The following is a 15,689-nucleotide window of genomic DNA, read 5'->3' as shown; positions in this document are numbered from 1 at the left end:
GGCGGTCGGCTGGGATGGCATAAGTGGGTATACCCCGGTTGCGGCCACTTTATTCCAACGCGCTTTTCGCGGCACGTGCCGGGAATAGACCGGTGCATCGGCGGGTATTTGGCTTAGGGCGCGGACGAAGTGTCTGTCGCCACTAGCGGAGATCCGACGATGGACGACATTCAAGACCTCGAGGCCGGCGACCGCCGCCAGTTCCTCAAATGCATGGCGTGGGCCGGTGCCGGCACGCTATGGCTGATGCACGGCGGCGTATTGAAAGCCCAGCCGCTGACGGCACAGGGAGCGGCCACTGCTGCCGACTCCACTTTCAGCTTCGTGCAGATCAGCGACTCGCATATCGGCTTTCACAAGGCGCCGAACATGGATGTGGCCGGCACGCTGCGACAGTCGCTGGCGATGATCAACGCGCAGAAGAAGGAGCCCGATTTCGTGCTGCATACGGGTGACCTTACGCATTTGTCGCGACCGGAGGAATTCGACGCGCTGTCCGGCATCATGCAGGACGCGCGCATGGCCAAGGTGTTCTACGTGCCCGGCGAACACGACGTGATCGGCGACAACGGCGCCGAATACTTCCGCCGTTTTGGCGAACGCCAACAGAGTGGCGGCTGGTACAGCTTCGACCACCACGGCGTGCATTTCGTGGGACTCATCAACGTGCTGAATCTGAAAGCCGGAGGCCTGGGCTCGCTCGGCGCCGATCAGCTGGCATGGCTGAAGAAGGATCTCGCCGGACTTTCCGCCGACACGCCGCTGGTGGTGTTCGCGCACATGCCGTTATGGCCGCTTTATACGGACTGGGGCTGGGGCACGGATGACAGCAATGAAGCGGTGAGCTATCTGCGTCGCTTCGGTTCGGTGAGCGTGCTCAACGGCCACATCCACCAGATCCAGCAGAAGGTGGAAGGCAGCATCACGTTCTACACCGCGCGCTCCACCGCCTATCCGCAGCCTGCACCAGGCACGGCGCCTGCGCCGGGTCCGATGAAGGACGTCGCCCCGAACGACCTGCATCGCTATCTGGGTATACGCGACGTGCGCCACGTGCAGGGCAGCCACGCGCTGGCCGTGACCGAAGAGGTGATGGCATGAACGTGATGTCATGGTCGCTTTCGGTGATCACGACCTTGGTAGTGGCCGCCGCGACAACCTCGCCGGCGCTGGCTGCCAATGCAGCGAAGAGCACGCCCGCCAAGCCCGCCGTGGTGGACATCAAGGATTTCGCGTTTGCTCCGAAAACCTTGACCATTACGGCGGGCACGCGCGTGGTGTGGACCAATCTTGATGAAGAACCGCACGTGGTGGTCAGCGCGGGCAATCAGTTTGCGACGTCAAAGGCGCTCGACACCAGCGACAGCTACGCCATCACGTTCGACCACGCTGGCACCTATGCGTACTACTGCGCCATCCATCCCATGATGGTCGGCACGATTATCGTGAAGTGAAGGCGCTGTCGAAGCGGTAGATATCCATCGCGAGCAGGCCATATTCGATGCCGGCATCGATGCGCTGGGCGTGCGAGCCCTCGCCCGCCGCGCCCAGCGCCACGAACAGCGGAAGCAGGTGTTCGTCGGTGGGATGCGCGCGTTCGGCAAACCGCGCCTGACGGCGATAGTCGAGCAGGGCGGGCACGTCACCCGCGGACAACTTGTTCTCGATCCATTCGATGAACGGTCGTACGTACGGCGCCTCGCGCTCTTCGCTGTAGCCGGCGCGGAAATCGTGCAGGTTGTGCGTGATGCTGCCCGAACCGATCACCAGCACGCCGTCGTTGCGCAAAGGCGCCAGCGCGCGACCCACCGCGTATTGATGGGCAGGCCCCAGCTGCGGCTGGATGGAGAGGGGAACGACAGGGATGTCGGCGTCGGGGTAGAGCAGGCGCAACGGCACCCAGGCGCCGTGATCCAGGCCCTGCGTGGGATCAAGCGTGGTCGGCAGGCCGGCCTTGTCGAGCAGTTCGGTGACATGGGCAGCGAGTGCCGGCTCCCCCTTCGCCGGATATTGGATGTCGAACAGCGCCTGCGGAAAGCCATAGAAATCGTGGATGGTCTCGGGCCGCGAGGCGCCACCCACATGAGGCTGTCGCGCCAGCCAGTGCGCCGTGGCAATCACGATGGCCCTGGGGCGGGGCAGTTCGCGCGCGAGCTCGGCCAGCCGCTCGCCCACGCGACGGGGCTGGATCGCGGTCATGGGCGAGCCGTGGGAGATGTAGAGGCTGGGGAGGGTGGTCATGGTGGCGTACCTTTTGGGGACCACCCTAGGTTAGGGATTTGGCGGGGAATTGCAGCGTGCGTGGGGTGAACGATGCGTCACTGGAGGGGAACGATGGTTGGGTTGGCGTTCGCCCCTGCACTTGTCATCTCCTCGCTGCGCATCGGCTTTAGTCACCCCTTCTTCCGTCTGACGTGCCTGCTTGTCTGTGGGAGCGCACCCTGTGCGCGACAGCCACGCTGCGGTGCACCGCTCCGTAGGGTTGTCGCGCACAGGGTGCGCTCCCACAAAGAGCCGACCGACAGGATTGATCCGCCATCCACGAACCTGCGTCCCCTTGTAGGAGCGCACTTGTGCGCGACCGCACCACCTGGATGTACCGCTCCGTAGGCTGGTCGCGCACAAGTGCGCTCCTACAAAAAAACGCCCGGCAATGCCGGGCGTGATTTGGTTCTTGATGTGGCTGGCGATGTCAGGCACACAAGGCCCCGCGCTTACTTCGCGCGACGCGGCCCCTTATTACCGCCCGCACCATGCCCCTGCGGCCGCGGCTTTCCGCCACCCGGCTTCTTGTTGAAGCCGCCACCCGGACGGAAACCGCCACCCTGGCGACGCGGAGCGGCATCGCCGGCGCCGCTGTCATCGCCGTCCCACGGCTTGATGCGCAGCTGCTGCTGGCTCACCCACACCTTCTGCAGGTGCTGGAACACTTCGGCCGGCATGCCGTCGGGCAGGTCGATCAGGCTGTATTCGCCGCGGATGCTCAGGCGGCCGATGTGGCCGCTTTCCAGGCCGGCTTCGTTGGCGATGGCGCCGATGATGTTGCCCGGCTTGACGCCGTGCTCATGGCCCACTTCCACGCGGAAGGTACGCTTGCCTTCTTCCGTGTGATGCGGGCGCACGGGGCGCGGCGTGAAATCGCGGGGGCCACTGTCGCGATCGTGCGGACGATGTTCGCGTTCACCGCGATGCTCGCGCTCGCCCCGGTCACGGCCATGCTCGCGTTCACGACCCTGCGGTTCGCGCGGGGTGAATTCGCGCTTGGCCGGCGGCGTCAGCAGCAGCGGCTGGTTGCCTTGGGCGATGCGTGCCAACGCGGCAGCGATTTCGACGGCCGGGATATTGTGTTCCTGCTCGTACTGCTCGATCAGCTGCTGGAACAGCTGCAGTTCGCCCACCGCGATGGTGTCGCTGATGCGCTGCTTGAACTTGGCGATGCGCACGTCGTTGACTGCTTCCACCGTCGGCAGCTTCATCTCTTCGATGGGCTGGCGGGTGGCGCGTTCGATCGCGCGCAGCATGCCTTTCTCGCGCGGCGTGACGAACAGGATCGCCTCACCGCTGCGACCCGCGCGACCGGTGCGGCCGATGCGGTGCACGTAGCTTTCGGTGTCGTACGGGATGTCGTAGTTCATTACGTGGCTGATGCGTTCCACGTCCAGACCACGCGCGGCCACGTCGGTGGCCACCAGGATGTCGAGCTTGCCGTCCTTGAGCTGCTGGATCACGCGCTCGCGCTGAGCCTGCGCGATGTCGCCGTTGATGGCGGCGGCGGCAAGACCTCGCGCCTGCAGCTTCTCGGCCAGTTCTTCGGTGGCCGACTTGGTGCGCGCGAAGATGATCATCGCGTCGAACGGCTCGGCCTCGAGGATGCGGGTCATCGCGTCGAGCTTGTGCATGCCGCTGACGAACCAGTAACGCTGGCGGATATTCGCCGCGGTGGTGGTCGACGACTTGATCGTCACTTCGCGCGGATCTTTCAAATGCTGCTGCGCAATCTTGCGGATCGGCGTGGGCATGGTGGCGGAGAACAGCGCCACCTGGCGCTGCGGCGGGGTCGCCTGCAGCACTTTCTCGACGTCGTCGATGAAGCCCATGCGCAGCATTTCGTCGGCTTCGTCGAGCACCAGGAACTTCAGCTCGGACAGGTCGAGCGTGCCGCGATCGAGATGGTCGATCACGCGGCCGGGCGTACCCACCACGATCTGCACGCCGCGCTTGAGCGAGTGCAGCTGCGGGCCATAGCTCTGGCCGCCATAGATCGGCAACACCTGCAGGCCTGGCATGTGCGTGGCGTAACGCTGGAACGCTTCAGCCACCTGGATGGCCAGCTCGCGCGTCGGCGCCAGCACCAGCGCCTGCGGCTTGCCGGGCTTCAAATCGATGCGCGAAAGAATCGGCAACGCGAACGCGGCGGTTTTGCCGGTGCCGGTCTGCGCCTGGCCAAGCACGTCGCGACCTTCCAGCAGCGGCGGAATGGTGGCGGCCTGGATCGGCGAGGGCGACTCATAGCCGACATCGGTGAGTGCGCGCAGCAGCTCCGGATGAAGGCCAAGCGCAGCAAAGCCGACGGCTGCCGGCTGGGAATCGGAAGACGGGGAGGACATGGGGGAACCTCGACATGGCATGCACGAGGGCATGCGGGAGAATGACGGTATTGTAACAGGCTGGCCCGGTCGCGCCGGGATTTTTGTGCTAGCTGATGGCTATTGGGTGAGGATTATTCATGTCTGGACGTCTTGATGGTCGAGTTGCGCTGGTCACTGGCGCCTCGTCGGGGATAGGTGAGGCCACCGCGCTGGACCTGGCTGAGGCGGGGGCAAAGGTTGCTATCGCGGCCCGTCGTCGCGACCGTCTGGAGGCGCTGGCCGTGAAGCTGCAAGCGCTGGGCGCCGATCCGCTCGTGCTCGTGGCCGATCTCGCCGACGAGCACGAAGCCCAGCGCATCGTGTCCGAGACGGAAGCGCGTTACGGCCGCCTGGACATTCTGGTGAACAACGCCGGCGTGATGTATCTGGAGCCAGTCGAAGAGGCCGATCTCGGCCGCTGGCGTCACATGCTGGAGCTGAACGTGCTCAGCCTCATCGCCTCCACGCAGGCTGCGTTGCCCGGCATGCGCCAGCGCCGCGACGGTCACATCGTGAATATCTCGTCGACGGCCGGGCGCGTGGCCAATCCCAACGCCGCCGCGTATTCGGCGACCAAGTTCGGCGTTGTGGCGTTTTCCGAAGCGTTGCGCCGCGAGGTCTACCAGCACAATATCCGCGTCACCGTGATCGAGCCCGGCGTGGTGGAGACGGAACTGCGCGACCACATCGGCCACGCTGTCACCAAGGACAACCTCAACGCCTGGGCCGACAGCATGCGCCAGCTGCAGTCGGTGGACGTGGCGGAGGCCATCACGTTCTGCGTGTCGCGTCCTTCACACGTCAACATCAACGAAGTGCTGATGCGGCCCACCGACCAGGAGCGCTGAGACAAGCGCATTATCATTGGCAGGCTCTGTTTCAGCACAAGGATTGACCATGACAGGGATCGAAACGATCTCCGAGCAACGCTGCCACGGTGGCGTGCAGGGGTTTTACCGACATCAATCGGACAGTTGCGGCGGACCGATGCGCTTTGCGCTGTTCCAGCCGCCGCAAGCGGCACAGCAGGCGTGCCCGGTGCTGTATTTCCTCGCCGGCCTGACCTGCACGGAAGAAACCGCGACGATCAAGGCCGGCGCCCAGCGGCTGGCCGCCGAGTTGGGGCTGATCCTGGTGATGCCCGATACCAGCCCGCGCCAGACGGGTTTGGACGGCGCCACGGGTGACTGGGAATTCGGCGAGGGCGCCGGCTTCTATCTCGATGCCACCCAGTCGCCGTGGTCGTCGCGCTTTCGCATGCACAGCTACATCGTGGATGAACTGCCTGCGCTGATTGCAGGGCATTTTCCTGCCGATATCGCCCGCAGCGGCATCACCGGCCATTCGATGGGTGGCCACGGCGCGCTCACCATCGCCTTGCGCCATCCGGATCGATACCGCTCGGTATCGGCCTTCGCGCCGATCGTGGCGCCTAGCCAGGTGCCGTGGGGGCAGAAGGCATTCCCGCGTTACCTTGGCGACGATGTGAAAACCTGGGCGGACTATGACGCCTGCGAACTGGTGCGTACGCACCGTTTCGACGGCACCATCCTGATCGACCAGGGCGAAGCCGATGGCTTTCTCGCCACCCAGCTCAAGCCCGAGTTGTTTGACCAGGCCTGCGCCGAAGGCGGCCAGTCCTTGCTGCTGCGCCGGCATGGCGGTTACGACCACAGCTACTACTTCATCACCAGTTTCATCGACGACCACCTTCGTCATCACGCCGAGGCGCTGGGGGCGTTGTGAGCGTGTTGCATCCCATCACCACGCGCCGCGCGGTGCTGCGGCTGGTCGAGGTGGCCGATGCGTGGAAACTGCTGCGTTATCGCGAGCAGAACCGCGAGCATCTGGCGCCCTGGGAACCGTTGCGCGACGACGCTTACTACACCCTTGACCACTGCGTGCAGACGTTGGCGGAATCGCGCGAGGCCGTGCGGCTGGATCGGGCCTATCCGTTCTTTGCGCTGGACCTGTCGGGCCAGGAAATCCTCGCCAGCTTCACCTTCGCCAACGTGGTGCGCGGTGCGTTCCAGGCCTGTCACCTGGGCTATAGCGTGGCCCAGCGCAGGCAATCGCAGGGCTTGATGCAGGAAGTATTGGAAACGGCGCTGCCTTGGGCCTTCCATCAGTTGGACATGCATCGTGTGATGGCCAACTACATGCCGCGCAATGAACGCAGCGGTCGCTTGCTGGAGCGGCTTGGTTTTGAGCGCGAAGGTTATGCCAAGCGCTACCTGCAGATCGCCGGCGTGTGGGAAGACCACGTACTCACCTCGCGCATTCGAGAGCCGTAGCTACCCGGGCGCGCGCGACTCAGCCCTTGGTGGAAGCCGATGCCGGCAATGCGGGGCGTGTGCAGCGTGCAGGCATCCATTGGGTGGCGCCGGCAATGATGTCGCAACTCCACACCACCGGGGCATTGCCGCCGGCCGCTGAATTGTCCAGGGGTGTGAGAAGAAAAACGGGGTCGGGTGTCGCGCCGGTGTTCTGCGTCGCAATGGTGATGCGCCCGGTTTCGGAGACGTCGATCTTCGACGTATACGCACTGACCGACGATGTGGCGTTGAAGGTGAGGTCGCCAGGTTTGAGCTGGCTCAGCCCGCCGCGCACGGTGGCGGCTTCCATCACTACCAGCTTTGCCGCTTCACCGGACTGGAGTGCTTCGTCCAGGCGTTCGGACACGTGATGATTGCGCCAGGTGGGAATCGCTATGGTGGCGACCACGGCCACGATGGCGAGTAGTGCAAGGCCGATCATGATGGGCTTGGATCGTTCGCCGCTCATCTCGATGCTCCTTTACCGTGACTATGTTTGGACAAATCCCGTGGCAAGCGAATGAGAGATTCGTCAAAGCTATTTGGGCAGCTACGCCACAAGGGCGTGCGCACACCTTCGCATAGTTCGTTGGCACTCGGGCCAACATGACGCGTCACGGTTCAGGAAATAGCGCAGGTAACTTGCACAGCCCAGTGGGGCTGTTGGTACAGCGTGAGGCCTCGGCGCCTGAGCGCGAGGCCTCACCATGGGGCGTGCTTACGCCTTGGCAGCGGGGCGACCGCGGCGCTGACGCTTGCGGTTGCCTTCGGCCGGACGCTCGCCGCCGCCGAAGCCATGGCCCGAGCCATGACCGTGCGGGCGATGCGACCCCTGCGGACGGCCACCCTGCGGGCGAGCAGCCGGGCGCGCCTGGCGCTGGCCCTGCACCGGACGCGGTGCAGCGGCGTCCGTGCGCAGCGGATGCGACGGCTCGAAGCCCGGCACGTCGCTGAAGGCGATGTCCTGCTTGAGCAGCTTGCGGATGTCACGCAGCAGGCCCGACTCGTCATGGCTCACCAGCGACACGGCCATGCCCTCGGCGCCAGCGCGACCGGTGCGGCCGATGCGGTGCACGTAGTCTTCCGCGACCATCGGCAGGTCGAAGTTGATCACGATGGGCAGCTGATCGATGTCGATGCCGCGAGCCGCGATATCGGTCGCCACCAGCACAGTCACGCGGCCAGTCTTGAAATCGCTCAGCGCACGCGTGCGCGCGTTCTGGCTCTTGTTGCCGTGGATGGCGGCGGCACGCAGGCCGGCAGCACCCAGGAACGTCACCAGCTTGTCGGCGCCGTGCTTGGTGCGGCTGAACACCAGGGTCTGGCGGCGGCTGTCCTGCGACAGCACGTGCAGCAGCAGGTCGCGCTTCTTGCCCGCGTCCACCGGATGCACGTGATGCGTAACTGTCGTAGCCACGCTATTGGCCGGGGTCACCGACACTTCGCGCGGCTGATGCATGAACTGCATCGCCAGCGCCTTGATCGGGCCCGCGAAAGTGGCCGAGAACAGCAGCGTCTGACGCTGCTTGGGCACGGCGGACAGAATGCGCTTGAGCGCCGGCAGGAAGCCCATGTCGAGCATGCGGTCGGCTTCGTCCAGGATCAGCACTTCCACGCCGGACAGATCCAGCGAGCGCTGCTGCATGTGATCGATCAGGCGGCCCGGCGTGGCGATGACCACGTCCACGCCGCGACGCAGCGCCTGCATCTGCGGGCCCATGCTGACGCCGCCAAAGATGGTGGTGCTGCTGACGCGCAGGTACTTGCCGTAGTCGCGCAGGTTCTCGTGCACCTGGGCCGCCAGTTCACGCGTGGGCGTGAGCACGAGGGCACGAGGGCGACGGGTCTGGGTGGCGCCGGCGTTGGACAGGTGCTGCAAGAGCGGCAGCGCGAACGCCGCGGTCTTGCCGGTACCGGTCTGGGCAGCAGCGAGCAGGTCGCCGCCTTCCAGTACAACCGGAATGGCCGCAGCCTGGATGGGGGTAGGGACGGCGTAGCCTTGGTCGGCAAGCGCGCGCAACAACGCGGGCGCAAGGCCCAGCGATTCGAAAGTCATGGAAGCTCCAGAGCAACCCGGAGCGTTCGAATCGAACCGCGTTGCAGTATCAGTAAGGGGGAGGCACGACGGAAGGTCGTGACAGGGGAGTATAGCGCAATTCTGAATTAGCTGCTTGGTTTGCCAAACCGGGTCGCCAGGGCCGGGTGTGAAGCCCTGGTTTCGGGGTCTTCAGGCCCGTGCCCGCTCTGCCACCACCAGGTAGCTGTCAAACGGCATCTTGCCGTGCAGCGAGCGGATGCTGACCGAAAGACCGGCGGCCTCGAGCTGCCCGCGCAGCTCGTCGGCACTGGGATAGTGCTGGGCGCCCACCCGCATCCAGCCACTGGCGCTCAGGAAGAACTCCGAAACGCGCGTGAGGGCATAACGCCAGCTGCGTTCGCGCAGCACGTTGCGTATCACCAGCAGGCCGCCCGGGGCGACATGCACCATGGCGTTCTCCAGCAATGCACGCTGGCCGTCGCGGGGCAGGTAGTGCAGCACGTCGAGCAGGGCCACATGGCCGCGTATGGGCTGCTCCGCCACACCATCGGTCTGGCGCAGCTGCAGCACGCCATCGAGACCCGATTGCCGCAAGGCGCGGTTGCCAGCGTCGATCTTGCGCGAGTCGTTGTCCACGCCCAGGTAGCGCGTGACGACGCCGCGCGCATGCAGGTATTGGCCGAGCAGGCCGATGCCGCAGCCGATGTCCAGCAGTGGCATCGGCCGGTTCATCACCAGGGCCGCCGTCGCCGCGTACGCAGGGTCGGCCGCCAGCTTGCCCTTGACGTAGCGGCGCTGGAGCCAGTGGTCGTACGAGTTGGCGATGCGATACAGGGTGGCATCCATGGGCGACATGTCAGCCCACTCCATGGCTGCGTGATGTGAAGGCGAGCATGCCTTCAAACTTTGGCCGGCACTACTCCCGGCTTGCGCTAGGGCGGCGGTGATGGTTCGCTTGGCGCCCTGCGAGCCGCCCGGGCGGTCGTGATCCTTCACCGTGGAGCAACACATGTCGCCGTTCGCGCCCTTTCGGGAGCTCACCACCACCCAGCGGCACACCGTGCTGGCCAGCTTCCTGGGCTGGACGCTGGATGCGTTCGATTATTTCCTGCTGACCTTCGTAATCGTGGGCGTGGCGCAGGAATTCCACGTCGGCAATCAGGAAGTGGCATTCGGTCTGTTGCTCACGCTGGCGGCGCGTCCCATCGGTGCGCTGTTGTTCGGGCGCCTGGCCGATCGCTATGGCCGGCGTCCCATCCTGATGCTCGATGTGATTCTGTTTTCGGTGTTCGAGCTGGCCACGGCATTCTCCACCTCGCTCACCATGCTGCTGGTGCTGCGTTTCCTGTTTGGCGTGGCGATGGGCGGCGAATGGGGCATCGGCGCATCGCTGGCGATGGAATCGATTCCGCCCAAGGCGCGCGGCGTGGTGTCGGGCCTGTTGCAGAGTGGCTACCCGGTCGGGTTCTTCCTGGGCGCGCTGGTGAACTGGCTGCTGGTCGATCACATCGGCTGGCGCGGGTTGTTCATCGTCGGCGCCTTGCCCGCGCTGCTGGTGTTGTACATCCGCCGCAGCGTGCCGGAGTCGGAAGTTTGGAAACAGGAACGCGCGGCCAAGGACAAAAAGGGCCTGCTCGAATCGATGCGCGGCCACTGGAAGCTCGCCCTCTATCTCATGCTGCTGATGATGGCGTTCAACATGTTCAGCCACGGCTCGCAGGACCTGTACCACACCTTCGAGGAGGAGGGCCTGCATCTGCCCACCGGCTCGGGCGCGGCCTTCATGCTGGTGGCGATGCTCAATCTCGGTGCACTGGTGGGCGGCCTGTTCTTCGGCGCGTTGTCGGAGCGCATCGGCCGGCGCAAGGCCATCATCCTGGCCGCCTTGCTCGCCATTCCGGTGATTCCCCTGTGGATGTACGGCAATACGTTGGCGCTGCTGGCGCTGGGTGCGTTCCTGATCCAGGTGATGGTGCAGGGCGCCTGGGGTGTGGTGCCGACGCACCTCAACGAACTGGCCCCCGAGGGCATGCGGGGCACCTTGCCCGGCTTTGCCTACCAGACCGGCAACCTGCTGGCCGCGGTGACGGCCAATGCCCAGCTGTGGATCGCCCGGCAACATGGCGGCCTGGCATTCGCCATGTCGGCCTGGATGGCCGCCGTCGCCGTGCTGCTGGCCTTCCTGGCCTGGGTGGGTCCCGAGGCCCGTGGCGCCCGCTTTGGCCGCTCCCCGCCGGGCACGGGCGAGTAGCCGGGCAGGCTGCTAGAATTCAGCGTTTGATCCATCACGAGACATGCAATGAAGGCTGGCAAGGACAAGGTCATCTCGCTCCACTACACGCTGACGGTGGACGGTGAAAAGGTCGAGAGCTCCCTCGACCGTAACGAACCGCTATGGGTACTGCTCGGCCACGGCCAGCTGATCCCGGGCCTGGAAAAGGCGCTGGAAGACCATGAAGCAGGCGAAAACCTGCAGGTCGAAGTCGCCGCCGCCGAGGGCTATGGCGAGCGCCAGCCGGGCATGACCCAGCGCGTGCCGAAGAAGTACTTCCAGCAGGCTGCCAAGCTCAAGCCGGGCATGACCACGGTGTTGGCGCTGAAGGAAGGCGGCCACCGCGTGGTGGTGGTGGAGAAGGTCGGCATGACCACGGTCGACGTTGACTTGAATCATCCGATGGCGGGCAAGACGCTGAATTTCGATGTGACCATCAATGAAGTGCGCGATGGGACTGAGGAAGAGATTTCGCATGGGCATGCGCATCCGCCGGGTGCGGAGGTGCACTAATTTTTTCCGTCGGCTTTCTCCTTTGGGGAGGGGCTAGGGATAAAGGTAGGCCTAATAGAAGCCGCTCCAGACGGAGCGGCTTTTTTTTGCTCGTCATCCCGGCGCAGGCCGGGATCCAGTAGCGATCGTCTCCGGTTGTCGCCTTGTCGCCAGCGTGCCGCCTACGCGGCGGGCGTTTCGTCTGCCTGCCGGCAGCCGAGTTACTTTTCTTTGCTTGCCCACGCACGCGCAGGAGCGCGTGCGAACGGCGAAGCCGGCCCGAAGGGCGGAGGGCAGGGTGCCCGGAGTAAAGAAAAGTAACCAAAAGAAAGGGCCCCCGGATGACGCGCCTTCCGGGCCTACGGCCCTCCAGGTGCGCGGGCGGGCTCCGGGGTTTTTCGACAGGACATCCCTGTCCTGTCGAAAAACTGGCCGCATCCATGCGGCCACCCTTCGGGCTTTCCTCCACCCGCCCGCCGCGTCATACGGGGACCCCGGGGATCAAGAGCCGTACAACGCGACGTCGCTGGGCCAAGCAGCTCCCTTGTAGGAGCGCACTTGTGCGCGACCAGCCGACGGAGCGCTACATCCCAGCGCCTCGGTCGCGCACAAGTGCGCTCCTACAAGGGTTGGCAGGTCTGGGGATAACGGATCAACGTTGCCGGTCGGCTCTTTGTGGGAGCGCACCCTGTGCGCAACGCCTACGAAGCGAAATCTCCAAACCTGCAGATCGCGCACACCGCTGCTCCTGCCTCGCGTCGACACAGGCCACAAACAACAACGGCACCTCGCGGTGCCGTCATCGTTTCCAACCTGGAATACCAGATCAGACCAGCGTGATTTCCACATCCACATTGCCGCGCGTCGCATGCGAATAAGGGCAGATATCACGATGCGCTGTGTCGACCAGTTCCTGTGCCACGGCGCGGTCGATACCCGGCAGATTCACTTCCAGCTTCACGGCGATGCCAAAGCCCGTCGGTTCGCGCGGACCAATGCCCACGTGCGCGGTCACCGAGGCGTCCTTCAGCGTCACGTTCTGCTGGCGGGCCACGAAGCGCACGGCGCCTTCGAAGCAGGCGGCATAACCGGCGGCGAACAGCTGCTCGGGGTTGCTGCCCTGGCCACCCGGACCACCCAGGCCCTTGGGCACGACCAGCTGCAGGTCTAGCACGCCGTCGTCGCTCTTGGCGTGGCCTTCGCGGCCGCCGTGAACGGTGGCGGTGGCGGTGTAGAGAATCTTGCTGATGTTCATGGGTTTAGTCCTCGCTTGGGGAGAGTTGGATCTGTTGGGTAAGTCGCTTCAGTTCATCGCGCAGGGTTTGCATCTGATCGAGTGAGAGCTGCATGCACTGCGCGAGACATTCGGGAATGCCGCTGGCCTTGTCGCGTAGCGCCAGGCCGGCGTCGGTAAGACGGATATCCACCACGCGCTCGTCTTCCTTGCGGCGCTGGCGTGCCACCAGGCCGGCGGTCTGCAGACGCTTGAGCAGGGGTGTGAGCGTTCCGGAATCCAGCTGGAGGCGCTGGCCGAGTTCGCCCACGGTGAGCCCGTCGCGTTCCCACAGCACCAGCATCACCAGGTACTGCGGATAGGTCAGGCCCAGCGGTTCGAGCAGCGGCCGGTACAGCCCCGTGACCGAGCGCGACGCGGCATACAGCGCAAAGCACAGTTGCTGGTCGAGCAGGAGCTGGTTGGGGGTCGGTTGCCGTTTCATAGGAGAGATACTAAGCGCAAAATTAAATTGTGTACAATTCAATTTCTCAATCGAAACGATAGGCGGAGCCTAAAGTGGCCTGGGAATGCGGGGTGTGAAGCGCGACAGGCGTGGCGGCGCGCTGGCTGGCCCGACGAGCGCCGGATCAGTCGAGCAGTCGCTTGCCGAACTCGAAATGGTCGCGCCAGTAGGGGCCGTCGATATCGTCCAGCCTCACCGTGCCGCCGCTGTTGGGCGCATGCACAAAGCGGCCTTTACCTACGTAGACGCCCACGTGGCTGATGCCACCCGAACCACCGAAGAAGACCAGGTCACCGCTCATCAGCTCGTTCATCTGGCGAACCCGCTCGCCGCTCAATTGCGACATTTCACGGGAGCTGTGGGGCAGGCTCAGACCCGCCGCATTGCGGTAGATGTAGTCGACCAGGCCGCTGCAATCGAAGCCGCTGTCGGGCGTATTGCCGCCCCAGCGGTACGGCGTGCCGACCAGCGCGATGGCGCGGAACAACACATCGTTGGCCGTACCGGTGGCGCCGCTAGGGGCGCGAGCGGGCAAATTGGCCAGGGAGGAGCGGGAATCTTTGTAGGTGGGCTCGGGGCGCCGGCTGCTGCTGGCGCAGGCCGCGAGCAGCAGGACGGCGCCGACGACCAGGGCGCGTTGCGCAAGACGCCACCATGCCAAGTGCGCACAGGCAGGATGGGCGAAGTTGGGGCGCATCTCGTCTTCCCTGGTCTTGAGACGAGCCCGAGGTTATCAAATCAATAAGTTGGAAGAAAGTTCTAAGTGATCGCTGGAGGTGCGATCTCCGGACGTCATGAGCCGGGCTGGTTCACGGTGATGCGCCGCTCACTGAGCTTGCGGCCTTCCCTGTCGCGGCTGCTGAGCCTGTACTCGCCCGGCCACAGGTAGAGCGAGTTCATCACGTTGTCGGTCAGCAGCACGTAGCGATCTGCCGGGATGGCGTCGTCGCTCTCATTGGCGTAGCGGGCTTCCACGATGCAGGGGAACTGGCGCTGGCACATCTCACTGGAGATCACCCGGGTCTGCCGTGCGCCACCCAGTTCCAGCCAGTGGGGGCGGCGCTGGTGGCCGGAACGCGGAAGGATCACGTCGACGTCGTGACGATCCGGGTCCGATGCCCACACGCTGCCGTTCTGGCGGCTGAGCAGCACCGAAGGCTTGTCGACGGGGAAGGCGGCGGACAGCTGGTTGTACAGATCCGTCTTGGGCATCGGGCCGATGTCGCGCCACCGAGTCTGGTCGATCGACAGCGGATCGAATCCAGTCAGCTGCTTGAGCTGCATGGCCATCGGCTTGATGGTCTTGCCCAGGTTGCCGACGGCCTTGTCGATATGGGCGTAACCGGCATGCACGAACAGGCGCGCCTTGGGATCGTTCTTGAACACCTGGCGATAGAGCAGCTGCGCCTGGCCCGATTCGCGATCAGCCAGGGCATCGGCGTCGGACTCATAGGCCACCACCTTGAAGCCCAGTCGTATCGCTTCCCGGATGATCTGGCCATAGATCGGCTCGTGCAGATACTCGCTGCCGCTGCTGGCAATGGGATAGCCGCGCTTCATGAGCTCCGTGTCGCCGTTGGCCAGCGCCTCGGCAGCGAAATAGGTGAAGCCCTCCGCGCGCAGCTTCGGCAGCAAGGCCAGCGTGAGCTCACGGGTATGGGCGTCGTGGTGAGCTTCGTTGATCAACACGATGCGCCGGTCTGTCGTCAGCTTGGCGATCTCGGTCGCCGCGTCGGCGGTCACCCAGTCGGCCGGCGTGGGCAGGGTCACCGGGGTCTGCACGCGGTTGTCGAACGGAAAGTCGTTGATGGCTTCGTCGTAGAAGCCGAGCTCGTCCTCGACGGTCGCCAGCAGCTGCTGATCGATGAGGCGATCGTCCTTGGTGAGCTGGGGCATCACTTCGCGCAGGTACAGGTAGCGCGCAAGGTCGTTCTTGATGTGCGCGGTTTCCGTGAACAGGTCGCGACTCACGGCGGTGGCCGAGGATGCGGTGGCCGGCCCCTCGGGTTGCGTGGCTGTCTGTGTCGGCGCGGGTTGTTGCTTGGCGGCCTGGGCGTGCACCGCACCCGCCGCGCACGCCGCCAGTACCGCCGCGCAGCGCATCGCCGAACGCCACCGTACCAACATCCTGCTGGACTGCTCTGACGTTCCCATCGCGCTAATCTCTCAAGGTCAGGAGTGGGTCATGGCGACGCTACAATAGTC

Annotated in this window: 16 protein-coding genes; 7 read left to right on the top strand and 9 right to left on the bottom strand. The window is 64.8% G+C overall.

Going from position 1 to position 15,689, the window contains the following annotated elements:
* The first annotated feature begins 159 nt into the window (after positions 1-159).
* Positions 160-1,101, top strand: a complete 942-nt coding sequence (locus AB4Y82_RS02920; protein WP_441604357.1) for a metallophosphoesterase family protein — start codon at positions 160-162, stop codon at positions 1,099-1,101.
* Positions 1,098-1,454, top strand: a complete 357-nt coding sequence (locus AB4Y82_RS02915) for a cupredoxin domain-containing protein (protein WP_441604356.1) — start codon at positions 1,098-1,100, stop codon at positions 1,452-1,454. Before AB4Y82_RS02920 ends, AB4Y82_RS02915 begins: the two co-directional genes overlap by 4 nt.
* Here AB4Y82_RS02915 and AB4Y82_RS02910 read toward each other — a convergent pair.
* Both AB4Y82_RS02910 and AB4Y82_RS02905 read right to left on the bottom strand, forming a co-directional pair.
* Positions 1,441-2,241, bottom strand: a complete 801-nt coding sequence (locus AB4Y82_RS02910) for a dioxygenase family protein (RefSeq protein WP_441604355.1) — start codon at positions 2,239-2,241, stop codon at positions 1,441-1,443. The two genes, AB4Y82_RS02915 and AB4Y82_RS02910, sit on opposite strands and share 14 nt — an antisense overlap.
* Before the next feature lie 473 nt (positions 2,242-2,714).
* On the bottom strand, positions 2,715-4,607 hold the full coding sequence (locus AB4Y82_RS02905) for a DEAD/DEAH box helicase (RefSeq protein ID WP_441604354.1): 1,893 nt from the start codon (positions 4,605-4,607) through the stop codon (positions 2,715-2,717).
* A gap of 119 nt (positions 4,608-4,726) precedes the next feature.
* Here AB4Y82_RS02905 and AB4Y82_RS02900 point away from each other — a divergent pair, with 119 nt between their 5' ends.
* The 3 genes from AB4Y82_RS02900 to rimJ are packed head-to-tail and all read left to right on the top strand — an operon-like array spanning position 4,727 to position 6,922.
* Positions 4,727-5,476, top strand: coding sequence for an SDR family NAD(P)-dependent oxidoreductase (locus tag AB4Y82_RS02900; RefSeq protein WP_441604353.1), 750 nt, complete (start codon positions 4,727-4,729; stop codon positions 5,474-5,476).
* Positions 5,477-5,525: 49 nt separating this feature from the next.
* Positions 5,526-6,374, top strand: coding sequence for an S-formylglutathione hydrolase (gene fghA / locus AB4Y82_RS02895; RefSeq protein ID WP_441604352.1), 849 nt, complete (start codon positions 5,526-5,528; stop codon positions 6,372-6,374).
* A complete protein-coding gene (gene rimJ, locus AB4Y82_RS02890) occupies positions 6,371-6,922 on the top strand; it encodes a ribosomal protein S5-alanine N-acetyltransferase (RefSeq protein WP_441604351.1) in 552 nt (183 codons plus the stop codon). Before fghA ends, rimJ begins: the two co-directional genes overlap by 4 nt.
* A gap of 19 nt (positions 6,923-6,941) precedes the next feature.
* Here rimJ and AB4Y82_RS02885 read toward each other — a convergent pair whose 3' ends face one another.
* The 3 genes from AB4Y82_RS02885 to AB4Y82_RS02875 form a co-directional block, all read right to left on the bottom strand.
* Positions 6,942-7,412 (bottom strand): pilin, encoded by a 471-nt coding sequence (locus AB4Y82_RS02885; protein ID WP_441604350.1) that lies wholly within the window; start codon positions 7,410-7,412, stop codon positions 6,942-6,944.
* 249 nt (positions 7,413-7,661) lie between these two features.
* Complete coding sequence (locus AB4Y82_RS02880) at positions 7,662-8,999, bottom strand: DEAD/DEAH box helicase (RefSeq protein ID WP_441604349.1); 1,338 nt, start codon at positions 8,997-8,999, stop codon at positions 7,662-7,664.
* 171 nt (positions 9,000-9,170) lie between these two features.
* Complete coding sequence (locus AB4Y82_RS02875; protein WP_441604348.1) at positions 9,171-9,836, bottom strand: class I SAM-dependent methyltransferase; 666 nt, start codon at positions 9,834-9,836, stop codon at positions 9,171-9,173.
* Between the two features lie 154 nt (positions 9,837-9,990).
* On the opposite strand from AB4Y82_RS02875, the gene AB4Y82_RS02870 reads away from it, so the two are divergent.
* The gene (locus AB4Y82_RS02870) at positions 9,991-11,232 is read left to right on the top strand and encodes an MFS transporter (RefSeq protein ID WP_441604347.1); all 1,242 of its coding nucleotides are present in this window, start codon (positions 9,991-9,993) and stop codon (positions 11,230-11,232) included.
* Positions 11,233-11,280: 48 nt separating this feature from the next.
* Positions 11,281-11,766: an FKBP-type peptidyl-prolyl cis-trans isomerase gene (locus tag AB4Y82_RS02865; protein ID WP_441604346.1), complete on the top strand. Its 486-nt coding sequence runs from the start codon at positions 11,281-11,283 to the stop codon at positions 11,764-11,766.
* Between the two features lie 805 nt (positions 11,767-12,571).
* Here AB4Y82_RS02865 and AB4Y82_RS02860 read toward each other — a convergent pair.
* From AB4Y82_RS02860 to AB4Y82_RS02845, 4 genes are all read right to left on the bottom strand, one after another.
* A complete protein-coding gene (locus tag AB4Y82_RS02860; protein ID WP_046972943.1) occupies positions 12,572-13,000 on the bottom strand; it encodes an organic hydroperoxide resistance protein in 429 nt (142 codons plus the stop codon).
* Between the two features lie 4 nt (positions 13,001-13,004).
* Positions 13,005-13,463, bottom strand: coding sequence for a MarR family winged helix-turn-helix transcriptional regulator (locus AB4Y82_RS02855; RefSeq protein WP_441604345.1), 459 nt, complete (start codon positions 13,461-13,463; stop codon positions 13,005-13,007).
* Positions 13,464-13,608: 145 nt separating this feature from the next.
* Positions 13,609-14,181, bottom strand: coding sequence for a C40 family peptidase (locus AB4Y82_RS02850; protein ID WP_441604344.1), 573 nt, complete (start codon positions 14,179-14,181; stop codon positions 13,609-13,611).
* Positions 14,182-14,276: 95 nt separating this feature from the next.
* The gene (locus AB4Y82_RS02845) at positions 14,277-15,611 is read right to left on the bottom strand and encodes a hypothetical protein (protein WP_441604343.1); all 1,335 of its coding nucleotides are present in this window, start codon (positions 15,609-15,611) and stop codon (positions 14,277-14,279) included.
* Positions 15,612-15,689: the final 78 nt, after the last annotated feature.

This window comes from Dyella sp. 2YAF14, from assembly GCF_052114725.1.
Taxonomy (GTDB): Bacteria; Pseudomonadota; Gammaproteobacteria; order Xanthomonadales; family Rhodanobacteraceae; genus Dyella.
Note: the sequence above shows the minus strand (reverse complement) of the source record. Positions and strands in the feature narration are given on the sequence as shown.